The following is a 13,231-nucleotide window of genomic DNA, read 5'->3' on the forward strand; positions in this document are numbered from 1 at the left end:
TGGGATTTTTTATGATTGCCTTATTTAAAATAAAGCTACTCTTTTTTGAGTAGCTTTTTTATGTGCTCAGTAAGAAAAATGCATAAGGAGGAATTTAGATGAAAGTAGTAAAGATTGTAACAGTATCTGCCCTTGCTTTAAATTTAATTGGTGGTCCAATGAATGTTTTAGCGACTGAAAATCCAAATGGAGACATCATTAAAACTTCAACCGAAGCTCGTACTAATTATTCCATCGCTTCGGTGAAAAAATTTGAATTGTACGGAACAGATATTTTAAAAGCATACGATGACGTATTTAAAATGGCGAAAGCAAACATTCAATCGATTACGAACAACGGCGGAAAATATGGAAGTTCTACTATAGATAAAGCGATTGATGGTGATATGAACAGCCATTGGGAAACAGGGAAACCCAATAGTACCTCCTTCACTAATGAAGTGATCATTCAGTTCCATGACGCATCTACATTAAATCGAATTGTCTATGCAGCTCGTCAATCTTCTACAAAAGGAAAAGGTTTTGCACAGCAGTTTGAAATTTATAGCTCCACTACAGATACAGGCGATGATTTTACACTCGTTTCATCAGGACAATATACAGGTTCTACTGGAGATATCGTCGAAATCCAATTCAACCCTACAGAATTTAAACGACTAAAATTTGTTTTTACGAAAGCAAACCAAGATTGGGCAAGTGCATCCGAGTTTCAATTTTATAAAGAAGATTCTGTCTCTGACAAAATGGCGACACTCTTTACAGATAGTACAATGAGCGCTGTAAGTGACAAATTCAACACCATAGATGCTATCAATCAATTAGAGGTCGAAACCCAAGGCCACCCCTTCTACGCACAATTCAAAGAAGATATTGACAATGCGAAAGCACTGCTAAGCAATGAAAAAATTACAGCGACAACTGCACTAACTTCGTCATTTAGCCATTATGCCAACGAAGCGTATTCAAAGTTATTTAGAATGGATAAGGCAAACATTAAAGAAATTACCAACAATGGCGGACACTATGCGAGCGCCATTATCAAAAATGCCATCGATGGCGATGTTCATACATATTGGGAAACAAATAAAAGCAACACAGCTACATTCTCAAATGAAGTAGAAGTTGAATTTATAGAACCTGTTACATTAAATCGTATTATTTATGGAGCAAGACCTTCTGACCGTAAAGGCTTTGCCGAGGAATTTGAAATTTACGCTTCCCAAACGTCAAAAGGCGAAACCTATGAACTTGTCTCAACAGGTAAACATAACATGGTCGCAGGATTAGTAGAGGCAAAATTTGCACCGACGACATTTAAACGGTTGAAATTTAAATTCACTAAATCCAATCAAAATTGGGCAACACTTTCTGAATTAGCCTTCTATAAAGAAGATGCATTAGACGATAAAATGGCGCAGTTATTTACTGACGGAACGATGAATACAGTTTCCCCTGCATTCAACAGCATCGAACATATTAACGCATTAGAAGAAGAAGCGAAAACACATCCACTATATGCTACTTATAAAGACAATATCGAATTAGCTAAAAAAATAATGAACGGTGAAGTGGTTACAGAAGGAAGAATTATAGTAGCCGAGCAACACGGGGATATGGTCAAACATGCCAATCAACAATTGAAATTCGGCTTCGGTAACAATTTACAACCAACTGGCCTTGCTGCCCAACCGGGTGATCAAATTACCGTTTACGTTGACGCATCAACAACTGGTCCGTTACCACGCTTGGCATTTTCACAACAAGAAGGTGCTTGGAATAGTTGGCGACAAGGTGTCAGCTTAAAAGTCGGTAAAAACGTCATCACTGTTCCTGCCATCCCTAAAACTTCTTATAATAAGAAGGCCGTTACACCTGGTGGCACAATCTATATTGAAAATCCTTATACAGCGGAACAGCAAGGTAAAGCACCGACCTTAAGATTCGAAGGTGTTGAGAGAATTCCATTTGCAACAAAGTCTACAAACGTAGAGGAGTTCAAACAATTTTTAATCAACTATAAGAAAAAAATTGATGAAGATATAGCGAAACATCCAAATGTTGAAGATCGCAAAGTGCTTGATATTGTAGAAGTCGTTGGTGACCATTTATTTTGGACAGGTACTGCAACAGGTGCTTACAAAACCTATATAGAAAATGGCTATAGCCCGCTCCAAACCATTGAATCGTATAATCGCCTTATGGACGAATTATTTAAGTATTACGGTTTAGATGGGCGCAGTGAAAAACATGATCCAAAATTAATAAGAGAAAACGTACGACTTGCACAGCCTTATGCGTACATGTATGCAGCTGGCGATCATATTGGCACACTGGATGATGTTGTGGCTGATATTTTAGTTCCGATAGAAGAAAAAGGCGGTTCATGGGGGCTTATCCATGAAATCGGTCACCGTATGGATATAGGTGTACGAACAATCGGCGAAGTAACAAACAATATGCTTCCACAGCATATGTCAGCACTTTACGGGAAAATCGATGGACGCATTCCATATGAAGCGAACGTTTATAAAAACGTATTGAAAGAAAACACAAAAGATTATAACGATCAAGGTTTGTTTGAAAAACTAGCCGTTTACTGGCAACTTGAAATGTATAGCCCTGGCTATTGGGGAAAATTAAACGCTCTTTACCGCGAAAAAAATGTCACGCTAACAGATGGCGAACGTTCTAAACAACAATATTTAGTCGAGTTTTCTTCCGAAGCGCTCGGTTTAGATTTAAGTGAACACTTTGCTCGTCATGGCTTTGTCGTAACGGACGAAACAAGAGCAAAAACAAGTAAGTATCCAAAACCAGATAAAAAAATATGGTATTTAAATAATAGCGCGGTCGACTATAAAGGGAATGGTTTGAAAGGAAAAGCAGTAAACGTAACATTGGCATCAAACCAAGCTACCAAAACAAATACGCTCTATTTATCCGTTGATAAAGAAAAGCAAGATGACTTTTTAGGTTATGAAATTTTTAGAGATAATGAATTAATCGGCTTTACAAGTACTCAACAATTTATCGATCAACATATCGATAGTACAAAAAATTACACGTACAAAGTTGTTGGCTATGATAAACAATTAACTGCACTTCAACCAGTAGAAGTAAAGGCATTTACCCCTACCCTATCTATTGAAGATAAGGTTACAGTCAAGCTACATCAAACATTCAATCCTATGGATTATGTTAAAGCAATTTCCTATAGTGGCAAAGATATCACGAATACGGTCGTTATTAAATCGAACACAGTAGATATGACAAAAAAAGGAATCTACGAAGTTGTCTATGAAATCAACGATGAAGGCATCCAAGAAACAAAAACTATGACTGTCAATGTCGTAAGTGATATGCAGTATATTTCTGATATGACAGCTAGCTCTGCCAAAGTTGGTTGGGGTTCATTACAAAAAGATAAATCTGTTGCAGGTGGCACCATTACGTTATTAAGACAAGGTGTTGAGGCAACGTATGCCAAAGGACTCGGTGCACACGCAAACTCAGAAATCGTATATAACATAGAAGGTAAAGGCTTTACCTTCTTTGAAAGTTACATCGGTATTGATCAAGTGGCAAAAAGCAAAGCTTCATCTGCCACGTTTGAAGTTTGGGTCGATGGCGAGAAGAAATTTGCCAGTGATGTATTCAAAGCAAATACAGATCACGGCTACATCCATATCCCTGTTACAGGAGCAAAGGAAGTAAAGCTCATTACAACAGATGCCAATGATAGTGGCAATTCTTCAGACCATACGATTTGGGCTGATGCTAAGTTCGGTAAAGACTCGAGTCAACCTACTTTAACGCTACCTGAAGATTTGACGATGGTGAAATTAAACAGTGATTTCGATTTACTAAGCGATGTAACAGCAACTGATATCGAAGATGGTGATGTTAGTAATCAAATCCAAGTCACTGCCAACGGTTTTAATACGAAGAAAACAGGTACTTACCACGTCGACTATACCGTAACAGATAGTGATCATAATGTCGTCACAGCAACAAGAACTGTCTATGTTTATAGCGATGAAAAATTCGCCTCTGACATCGGTTGGCAATCGGCACAAACAGCGTATAGTACCGTCAACAAAGACAAAGCATCATCAGGCGGTTCAATTAAAGTATTAACGAATGGTGAAGTAAAAACCTTTGCCAAAGGTATTGGTACGCATGCGAATTCTGAAATTGTTTACGATTTAACAGGCAAATACTATGATTATTTCGAAACACTTGTTGGCATTGACCGCAACATAGCTGAAAACACTAACTCTAGCGTAACATTTAAAATACTTGCTGATGGACAAGAAGTATATAACAGCGGCGTGATGAAATATCAAACAGAAGCAAAATTAGTAAGAGTTCCACTTGCAGGTGTTAACGAGTTAAAACTGATTGCACATGACTCTGGCAATGGTAATGCATCCGATCACGCTAACTTTGCTGATGCTAAGTTCTATGTATCAAACGGGATACCAGAACTAACAATTGCAAAATCAATCGCAACAAAAGTTGGAACACCTATTACCATGGACGATAGCTATGTGGCAACTGATGCTGAAGATGGCGATTTAACATCTCAAGTACAAGTAACGGGCTTAGATCAAGTAAACTTCGATCGCGCTGGCCGCTATGACATTACGTATACGGTTGTCGACAGTGATGGCAATAAAGTATCGAAAAAACGCATGATTTCAGTAGTTAACATGGATGATTATCATTACTTAACTGATTTTCAATGGCAATCTACACAAAACAGCTATACAGCACCATTAAAAGATGTTTCTATTAGTCACAATGCCATTCGCCTAACAGGTGATGATGGTCGTGAGAAAGCATACGAAAGAGGTATCGGCGCCCATTCAAACTCTACAATTATCTATGATTTAAGCGATAAAAATGCCGATTTCTTCACTGCCTTCGTTGGTGTAGACCGTCAAATGTACGGTACGGTAGGCTCTGTTACATTCCAAGTGTTTGTTGATGGAGAGAAGCAATTTGACAGTGGCTTGATGCAATCGCGAGACCCTCAACAATACATTGAAGTAAGCATCACAGGGGCCAAAGAACTAAAACTGGTCGTAACTGATGGCGGCAATGGCAACGGTTCAGACCATGCTTCATGGGGAGATACTAAATTACATTTCGCTAATGCAGAGCGCGTTTTTACGCAAACATTAACGCTAGCACTAGAGGATGCCAAAGCCATTCCTATAGAAAACTATACAGCGGAGTCCATTCAAACATTACAAGCGAGTATAGCAAAAGCTGAGGAAGTACTTGCCAACCCTCAAGCAACTCAAGCACAAATAGATGAAGCGTTAGAGGAATTAACAAGCACTAAAGCTGCCCTTATCGCTATTGACTTTACTCAAATCATACCGATTGCAGATAACAATCTTAAACAGGCAATTCAGCAAACATTGGGGCTGTCTGGGGAAATCACATTAGGTGATATGATTACACTAACTAGTCTACATGCACCCAATGCCCGTATTACAAATCTAGACGGCTTACAATATGCTAAAAATTTAACATCTCTCGATATTTCGGCGAATAGTATTACCGATTTCTCACCATTGCAAAGTCTAGGTGCATTGGATACTATCACTGCGCAGCCCCAAGTTGTGGAAGTATCAAGCTTAACAGGTCCTATAGCGACGGTTGAGAACTTAGTAAAAGGTTTGGATGGTCAATACTTAAACCCTTATCAAATCGGTCTAAGAAATACGAAAACAATGAAAGAAATCTACGTAGATGTGGAACAACTTACACCAAATACAGACCACTTTACAATCGATCTTTCACACGAAGAACAAGGCACATATATGCTCATCATCGCTTATAAATTAAACGAAGACACTCGGATTCAATTAACTTATTATGTAAAAAATTAAGCATTGTGCTTTAGCATAAATAATCTAATAAATAACGCCCACGGATTTTTCCCGTGGGCGTTTTAGCTTATGTACAAAGACTGCACGTCGCATCGTTCAATAAACGCTAATTTGCGCTTCCAAATCCAACTCAGTCATTTTAAAATACGTGGTGAATCGATTGGACAATGCCTCTGTTATTGTCTTACACTGTTCTTCATTCAGTGATTTGGCATAAATTAGGATAACCCCAATATTTTCGTTGTTGGGTTCCAACGGGTTCATCACGACATCTTCTTTCAAAATTAACGCATTGCTCATCGCAACAAAGTTTAACACCGTATTTTGCAACATTTTTCTTTCCCTTGGATTTAACCCCACAGTATCAATTATTTCGACCCTAACATAATTCATACTCTGCACCTCCATAAAATGCTGTGAAAATTTATTTTTTATATTTTACTACTTTTATTTTAAACCGAAAATAATAGATTTTTAAATAAATGCGCATTAACCAAACCATTTTTCCTAATAAAATGGACAACAATCATTAGTATAGTCCATATTTACGATTTTATCTAAATAGTATTTACTACTATAAATTATTTATTTAAAATGAAATTATCCCGATTAATTCAAAAAAAAGTAAGTTTTTTTAATAATTTTTACCACTAAAATAGGCATACAATAATCATAAAATGATTAAAATGGATGAAGCAAAACACGAAGGAGCATTTTCAATGAGTACTGATTTTTTAGAAGAAAAACTAAGAGAAACTTTCTCGTATTTACAATCAATAGAAGGTGTAAAGCCGGTCGACGATATAGTAGCGGCTTTAAACGATGGTACTATTTTTCCAGAAATTACAACATTAATACATAATTCAAAATTCGAATTAGTTTACTTATATGAAGAGCAACAAGTAATTTTAAAAACGATGACGAACGGCATTACGATTGATTCATCTTTTATGCAGGAAGTCCATTTAATCTATCAATATAAAGAAATGATTGAATGTATCCTAACGGGTATTATTGCAACCGATAAAATTAAAAACTATTCATTAAACTTACTTTCCCTAAAATATAGCGAATTAATTCAAAGTATTTAATGGTGATTAGTCCTATAAAGAAGAACCGATGAACGGGAAATTCGCTCATCGGTTCTTTAGCTATTTTATTTTACAAAATCACCTTGAATGGGCTCTAAACCATCCGCAAAACGAATGCGTAAAGATTGACAATTAAGAAGGTCTGGTGCGTCCATCACTTGAAAATGGATATGTGCCTCTGAGGAATTTCCTGAATTTCCGCAAAGCGCTATCACATCACCTTGTTTAACCGTATCTCCTTGTTGCACAAGACAAGAGTTCTTTTTTAAATGCGCTACCATACTATATTCATGATTGGTATGTTCGATAATAATTACATTTCCTGCTGGCTCCATTTCATACATTTCTCCAGGGATATTATCTTCTAGATGATTGACAACTTTAATTACCTTCCCATCTGCAGGTGCAGTAACTTCTTTATTAAAGGCATAATAGTTTTCATTGACGCTAGGAGAATCTTTAAAGGTCGAATCATTCTTCATGATCACCAAGTCATATGCATATCTTTGTGCTTCATATGCGTAATGGTAATTGACAAACTCATTAACCCCTCCCCAAAATACAAACCACTCCTCTTTTATAGGCATTATATATGTATTTTGACTATACTTTTTATCGCTTTCTGGAAAAACCACATAAGGCTTAATTAATAAGCTATGAATAATATTACTTGAATCCATCGTTACCTGAATCGCTTTCTCTTGTCGATCATCCAACCAAACATATTGATGATAATGAGCGATTGTTGATTTATTAAATAACTCATAGTTTTGTACATTGGCATTAAAAGATTGAGCTATTTCATTAAATTGCTCATTCGAAACCATCTCTTGAAACGTTGCATGACATTGGTTATAAATTTCATCAAATCTTTCTTGCAAAAAAAACATCCCGAAATTTTGAGGTGTTACTTCACTTGAACTAACTCGCATTCTAAACATCCCCTTTACGCTGACTATATTACTTATACGTTTGATTGGATAATAGGTTTCAATATTTACCATTTTAAAATCAGATAAAGGACTAAGGACGCATCGCAATAAAAAATCGCAGACGAAATAAAACAAGCAAAAAGAAGTTTATTCTCTTGCTTGTTTTATAAAAGAAAACTAAACGCAGGACAAGCTCCCATTCTTCGCTCTCTCGTTATTCAATAATCCATTCATATAAAATATCAGGTAAATTTTCTTCATTTTCATGCCCTCTACCGATCACCTTAAATCCGTGTTTTTCATAAAAATGTTGGGCCTTTTCATTTACTTCAAATGTATATAGAATTAATTTTCCACTTGATTGGGCTTTCGCTCTATTCAACAATGTTTGCCCGATACCAAGCCCTTGATAGTTTATATGAATATACAGTTGACTTATTTCCCTATCGTTATAGGCAATCATACCAACAACTGTTTCATCAATAATCGCTAACTCAATTTGAAACTGTTCTGGTAATAGATGATTTAGAAAGTACACATGATTTTCAACGCTATGCATTTCTTTCTGGCCAATAGCCTGTTCCTTGCTATCTCGCCACATCGCTACTGTTTGCTCAGCAAATGCAGGCCTGTACGGTATAATCATTAGTTTTTGTTGCGTCATTATTGTGCCTCCTATTTATAGAGATGGAGTATGCATATTCCACGGGAGATGCGCCGGAATCGCCATGTAATCTTGTGTTATCGCCACGAAATCCACAGGGAATCGCTTAATTTGGTACTTGCTAGGATTTAACATCTTACATATTTGCGTTTAAAGCCAATTCTGCCTCTCTCTACTTCCTTTTGAATACTTTCATAAGCGTGGAGGAAACTACTTTTTTTATTATTCTTTTTAAGTTCTACAGGACCTATCTGTTGTGCTGTAGCTAACGCTTTGTCGTGTAACGGGATATACGAGACCCCTACCGTATGGAGGAAATTATTCATAGCAGATTTTGTTCGTTCAGGTGAATTGTGAATCGCACTTTTCACCATTTCAAGCATATTAGCCATTTTACTTTCGGAAAATTCAACATCGGGACGATTACCTAATAGCCAGCAGTAACAACTCCAGCCAGCAGACATTTTTAGTTCTTCCCCACTAGCAATCCATTTATCGGCAACCTGTTGCGCAATGTCCGCTTCCGCTAACGTCACTGCCACCACATAATCTGACAACATATAAAAATACGCCCCATCAATCCAGCGCTCAAAATCCGACTCTGTCATAGCTTTTGGCTCAGCAATAATGCCTGCAAAATACATTGCGTCATAATTTCCTGTGGCATAAAGGGCTTCCGCTAATGGTTGATTCAATTTGATTTTCTTAGCTATCGGCTTCATCGAACCCGTAGCCACCCCAAAAAGTGGCTCCTGTGCACCATTTGACATATATATTTTTTTCGTGCGCTCTTTCCCAAGTGCTTCAAGCTCTTGCATCACCATTTCAACATTCATTTTCACTGCACTCCCTTACGTTAGCTATTGTGACGATTTTGTCCACCTTCAATTTATTTTCATTATGCTATATCACTGTGGCATTTGCCAGCTAGCTCTATATTGTAAAAAAGCATAATCCTTACTTTTATTCCCTGGTGCCTATCAAAATTTCAGTAAAATAGATATTTTTTTGCTTTTTTAATAACTTTCTATTAATATCTCTATGTTACCTTTCTTCAACAAAGGGTATTTATATTAAATAAGTGCGGTTCTTTTTTAGTAATTTGGACAACATATTCAAGACAACACTCACAATTAATAAAGGTACTATGCAAAAGGTAATTATCACATCATGTTTTCAACATCAGGAGGTTACATATGCAATACGTTATTTCGATTTTAGGTATTCTCATTGTATTGTTTTTCGCTTGGCTTGCTAGTTCCAATCGAAAAGAGATTAAATTCAAACCAATTATTACAATGATAATCATTCAAATTTTGTTTTCATTACTGTTGTTAAATACACAATTTGGCTTAATTATTATTAAGGGAATTGCTACTGTCTTTAACAAATTACTGGAATATGCAGGTGAAGGAGTTACCTTTGTATTTGGCGGCTTAGCCAATGAGGGAGAAGCGCCGTTCTTTTTAACCGTATTGCTACCCATTATTTTTATTTCAGCATTAATCGGTATTCTTCAACATCTGAAAATCCTCCCCTTTATTATGAAAGGTATTGGCTGGGTATTAAGTAAAGTAAACGGCATGGGACAATTGGAATCTTATAATGCCGTTGCCTCATTAATGGTCGGTCAATCAGAAGTTTTCATCACATTAAAAAAACAACTTGGTCTGCTGTCAAAACAGCGATTATATACACTCTGTGCGTCAGCAATGTCTACCGTATCCATGTCCATTGTTGGTGCTTATATGACGATGCTGGAACCAAAATATATTGTTACGGCTTTAGTTTTAAATTTATTTGGCGGTTTTATCATCGCTTCAATTATGAATCCATACGACATTGACCCGAAAGAAGATATTTTAGAAATCGAGCACGAAAAGCAATCGTTCTTTGAAATGCTTGGCGAATATATTTTGGATGGCTTTAAGGTGGCGATTATCGTCGGTGCCATGTTAATCGGCTTTATTGCATTGATGGCAGGATTTAATAGTGTCTTTGAACTACTATTCGGCGTTACTTTCCAAACGATTCTAGGCTACATCTTTGCACCAGTTGCCTTTATTATGGGCATCCCTTCCTCGGAAGCGGTTAGTGCCGGATCCATTATGGCGACGAAGCTAGTAACAAATGAGTTCGTAGCGATGTTGGATTTATCTGGAGGCGATTATCACTTTAGTGAACGGACAATGGGCATTCTTTCCGTATTCCTTGTGTCCTTCGCCAACTTCTCTTCAATTGGCATTATTGTCGGTGCTGTAAAAAGTCTTAACGAAAAACAAGGAAATGTTGTCGCACGCTTTGGCTTAAAATTATTATTTGGCGCTACCCTTGTAAGTGTCCTTTCAGGTATTATCGTAAGCTTAATTTTATAAAGAAAATGAAAAGGAAGTGGTATGCTCCACTTCCTTGTGCCAGGCACTAAAACAATTCTGACTATTGTAAATAACCATTGACAAAGTCAGAGATAGTTTCAATTTCATCTTCTGTTAGTTCTCTTTTTACATGCTTTTTATATGCTTGCATAATTTTTTGTGAATCTCCATCACAACTATCGGTATATGTAGCAATCGTTCTAAGCATCGCTACTTCTTGATTAAACGCTTCTTTTGTTATTGGCTGCTGATGCGAAGGAATATATGTATCCGCATCAAATTGTTCTAATTCAGCCAACAGACGAAGCGTTTCCTTAATTGTATAATGTTCTTTTTCAGCATAAAGATTAGGATAAATACAATCAGCAAGGAACAGAATTTTTTCTTCTTTTATATAAACCACAACCGAGTCAGCCGCATGATCCCCTCCAACATGTTGAAGGATACAAGTGACACCACCAAGGTCAATTTCCAACCGTTTATCAAACGTGACATTCGGCAAAACAATCTGAATATCTCGGTGATCTTTGAATTCTTCTTTAATAGCTCTGGCACAAAATTCAATTTCTATCCCTTCCTTCACACGTGCATCAAGTGCCTCATCTGACCAAGAAAATGGAATTAATTGCTCCATTGCCGTTTTTGTTTTTTCCGAAGCGATAGACACCATATGACGTAATGCAGAAAGTCCAAAAATATGATCCCAATGCCAATGCGTTAAAACGACCATATCAGGTTTAGGAACGCCCATTTTTAAAAGTTTTTCTTGAAAATAATGTGCATGCGCCTCCGAATTCCCTGCATCGATCATTAATGTTTTGTTATGACCAACTACCATCCCTAAAATGGGACGATCCGTTTCCGCTATAGGCGTCATATACCAAAAACAATCACCTATTTTATTTATTGAATGCATAATGGATAAGCCCCCCTTTTTATAATAGTTTAATTCAAAAAAGGGCAATTTACTCTTTGAAAGAATTTTTTTATTATAAAAAGGAAGTGGATAGGATTTTGTCACAAATTCAATACGCTTCTTTTAAGCGCTTTATTTCTTTTAAAAAGTTTCCAATCTGAACAGGCGCATTTGACGACGTTATTTCAGCTACAACTAGGCGATAGTCATTGTTAGCAATTGCTACTGTTTCACCTTGATAATGACTATGTACATATTCTTTTTTCATCCCAGCAATATTTGAACCTTTATGAACAAGATACACCTTACCATCCGCTTCAACAAATGCTCCTGCAATTTTTGAATTAACACCTTCAAGAGGTACATTGACTTCGCAAAACTCTATAAATTTATCGTCTAATGTAAAACCAAAGGAATTCCACCATTTATTGTTTATATCCACTTTCCTTTTCACAAACCAGTAACCTAAATCTTGCACTAGCCATACATTCGTTTCGCCCGTTCCATGCGCAACAGCCACAGTGACACCTTTTACTTCTTTTGTCCCAACATACTGTTTTAACTTTTCTTCTAATAAGGTTTCATATTTTTGGATATCCTCACGACTTGTAACGATGTTCATGTTCCCTTCTCCCTCACCATGTATTTTTGTTTAAAACCCAATATATTATGCTAGGATACAAAATTCTAGCGGCCATTTTGTATGCATCATACGCTCGCCTCAAGTTCTTCAAGAAGCCCAAAAACAAGACAATATAATTGTGCTAACACTTCGTCAAACGACTGCTGCTCACTAAATCCATCGAGTGCATCAAACGCAAGATTCACTTCCCAAAGCCCATCTTCCCCAGAAAATACCGCACTATAGGTCATCTGCTTATGTTGCAAATGTGCTGTAAAATAGGAATGCAAAAACGCACTATACTTCTTTTGCAATCGCAGTCCAAACATGGCACTGTACACACCAAACGCCCCATCAAATTCAAGCGCAAACGAATCCACACGGATCACATCCAAACGTTCAGACGTCACATACATAAATTCATTCGCATGCTCTTTTAAATAATGCACAGGCTTTGTTAGAAAAGAAGCTGTTTCTTCCCCTAGTAATTCTTCCGTTTCCTTATGGCAACGTTCAATCACGTCAAATGGCAAAGAAATTGTTTCTACCGGTGCATCCTCGTCTAACAATTTGTGCTTTTGGGCGTATGTCTTTTCTACATCTAGTAATTTACTTTTGGCTTGCTCATTTATTAATGATTCAATTTGATTTTTTAACACTTAGTATCCTGCTCCATTCGATTGGTTTGGGTATAAGTATAGCTTAGGAAGGGTGGGGTATGGGGAAAT

The 13,231-nt window shown here is 36.9% G+C and carries 10 protein-coding genes; 3 read left to right on the forward strand and 7 right to left on the reverse strand.

From position 1 onward, the window contains the following. Window positions 1-98 precede the first annotated feature (98 nt). Entirely contained in the window at window positions 99-5,903 is a 5,805-nt protein-coding gene (locus FC748_RS18065; protein WP_108031010.1) for an NPCBM/NEW2 domain-containing protein, read from the forward strand. A 96-nt stretch (window positions 5,904-5,999) separates the two neighbouring features. On the opposite strand, the gene FC748_RS18070 is transcribed toward FC748_RS18065, so the two are convergent. Beyond that, on the reverse strand, window positions 6,000-6,296 hold the full coding sequence (locus tag FC748_RS18070; RefSeq protein ID WP_108031011.1) for a hypothetical protein: 297 nt from the start codon (window positions 6,294-6,296) through the stop codon (window positions 6,000-6,002). Window positions 6,297-6,622: 326 nt separating this feature from the next. Here FC748_RS18070 and FC748_RS18075 point away from each other — a divergent pair, with 326 nt between their 5' ends. After that, window positions 6,623-6,994 (forward strand): hypothetical protein, encoded by a 372-nt coding sequence (locus FC748_RS18075; RefSeq protein ID WP_108031012.1) that lies wholly within the window; start codon window positions 6,623-6,625, stop codon window positions 6,992-6,994. Window positions 6,995-7,059: 65 nt separating this feature from the next. On the opposite strand, the gene FC748_RS18080 is transcribed toward FC748_RS18075, so the two are convergent. From FC748_RS18080 to FC748_RS18090, 3 genes are all read right to left on the reverse strand, one after another. Beyond that, window positions 7,060-7,926, reverse strand: a complete 867-nt coding sequence (locus tag FC748_RS18080) for a M23 family metallopeptidase (protein ID WP_108031013.1) — start codon at window positions 7,924-7,926, stop codon at window positions 7,060-7,062. A gap of 214 nt (window positions 7,927-8,140) precedes the next feature. Beyond that, window positions 8,141-8,590: a GNAT family N-acetyltransferase gene (locus tag FC748_RS18085; RefSeq protein ID WP_108031014.1), complete on the reverse strand. Its 450-nt coding sequence runs from the start codon at window positions 8,588-8,590 to the stop codon at window positions 8,141-8,143. A 128-nt stretch (window positions 8,591-8,718) separates the two neighbouring features. Beyond that, window positions 8,719-9,426, reverse strand: a complete 708-nt coding sequence (locus FC748_RS18090) for a DNA alkylation repair protein (protein WP_108031015.1) — start codon at window positions 9,424-9,426, stop codon at window positions 8,719-8,721. A gap of 360 nt (window positions 9,427-9,786) precedes the next feature. Here FC748_RS18090 and FC748_RS18095 point away from each other — a divergent pair, with 360 nt between their 5' ends. Then, window positions 9,787-10,965 (forward strand): NupC/NupG family nucleoside CNT transporter, encoded by a 1,179-nt coding sequence (locus FC748_RS18095; protein ID WP_024364193.1) that lies wholly within the window; start codon window positions 9,787-9,789, stop codon window positions 10,963-10,965. A gap of 61 nt (window positions 10,966-11,026) precedes the next feature. On the opposite strand, the gene FC748_RS18100 is transcribed toward FC748_RS18095, so the two are convergent. The 3 genes from FC748_RS18100 to FC748_RS18110 form a co-directional block, all read right to left on the reverse strand. Next, entirely contained in the window at window positions 11,027-11,881 is an 855-nt protein-coding gene (locus FC748_RS18100; RefSeq protein ID WP_108031016.1) for an MBL fold metallo-hydrolase, read from the reverse strand. Between the two features lie 109 nt (window positions 11,882-11,990). After that, window positions 11,991-12,503: a hypothetical protein gene (locus FC748_RS18105; RefSeq protein WP_108031017.1), complete on the reverse strand. Its 513-nt coding sequence runs from the start codon at window positions 12,501-12,503 to the stop codon at window positions 11,991-11,993. An 86-nt stretch (window positions 12,504-12,589) separates the two neighbouring features. Beyond that, complete coding sequence (locus tag FC748_RS18110; protein ID WP_108031018.1) at window positions 12,590-13,162, reverse strand: branched-chain amino acid aminotransferase; 573 nt, start codon at window positions 13,160-13,162, stop codon at window positions 12,590-12,592. Window positions 13,163-13,231 lie beyond the last annotated feature (69 nt).

It is taken from the genome of Lysinibacillus sphaericus (assembly GCF_005217585.1).
GTDB classification, from domain to species: Bacteria; Bacillota; Bacilli; order Bacillales_A; family Planococcaceae; genus Lysinibacillus; species Lysinibacillus sphaericus.

Coding starts and splice junctions, on each gene's coding strand:
- FC748_RS18095 (WP_024364193.1), top strand. CDS start 9,787: ATGCAATACGTTATTTCGATTTTAGGTATTCTCATTGTATTGTTTTTC.
- FC748_RS18090 (WP_108031015.1), bottom strand. CDS start 9,426: ATGAATGTTGAAATGGTGATGCAAGAGCTTGAAGCACTTGGGAAAGAG.
- FC748_RS18105 (WP_108031017.1), bottom strand. CDS start 12,503: ATGAACATCGTTACAAGTCGTGAGGATATCCAAAAATATGAAACCTTA.
- FC748_RS18070 (WP_108031011.1), bottom strand. CDS start 6,296: ATGAATTATGTTAGGGTCGAAATAATTGATACTGTGGGGTTAAATCCA.
- FC748_RS18075 (WP_108031012.1), top strand. CDS start 6,623: ATGAGTACTGATTTTTTAGAAGAAAAACTAAGAGAAACTTTCTCGTAT.
- FC748_RS18085 (WP_108031014.1), bottom strand. CDS start 8,590: ATGACGCAACAAAAACTAATGATTATACCGTACAGGCCTGCATTTGCT.
- FC748_RS18065 (WP_108031010.1), top strand. CDS start 99: ATGAAAGTAGTAAAGATTGTAACAGTATCTGCCCTTGCTTTAAATTTA.
- FC748_RS18080 (WP_108031013.1), bottom strand. CDS start 7,926: ATGCGAGTTAGTTCAAGTGAAGTAACACCTCAAAATTTCGGGATGTTT.
- FC748_RS18100 (WP_108031016.1), bottom strand. CDS start 11,881: ATGCATTCAATAAATAAAATAGGTGATTGTTTTTGGTATATGACGCCT.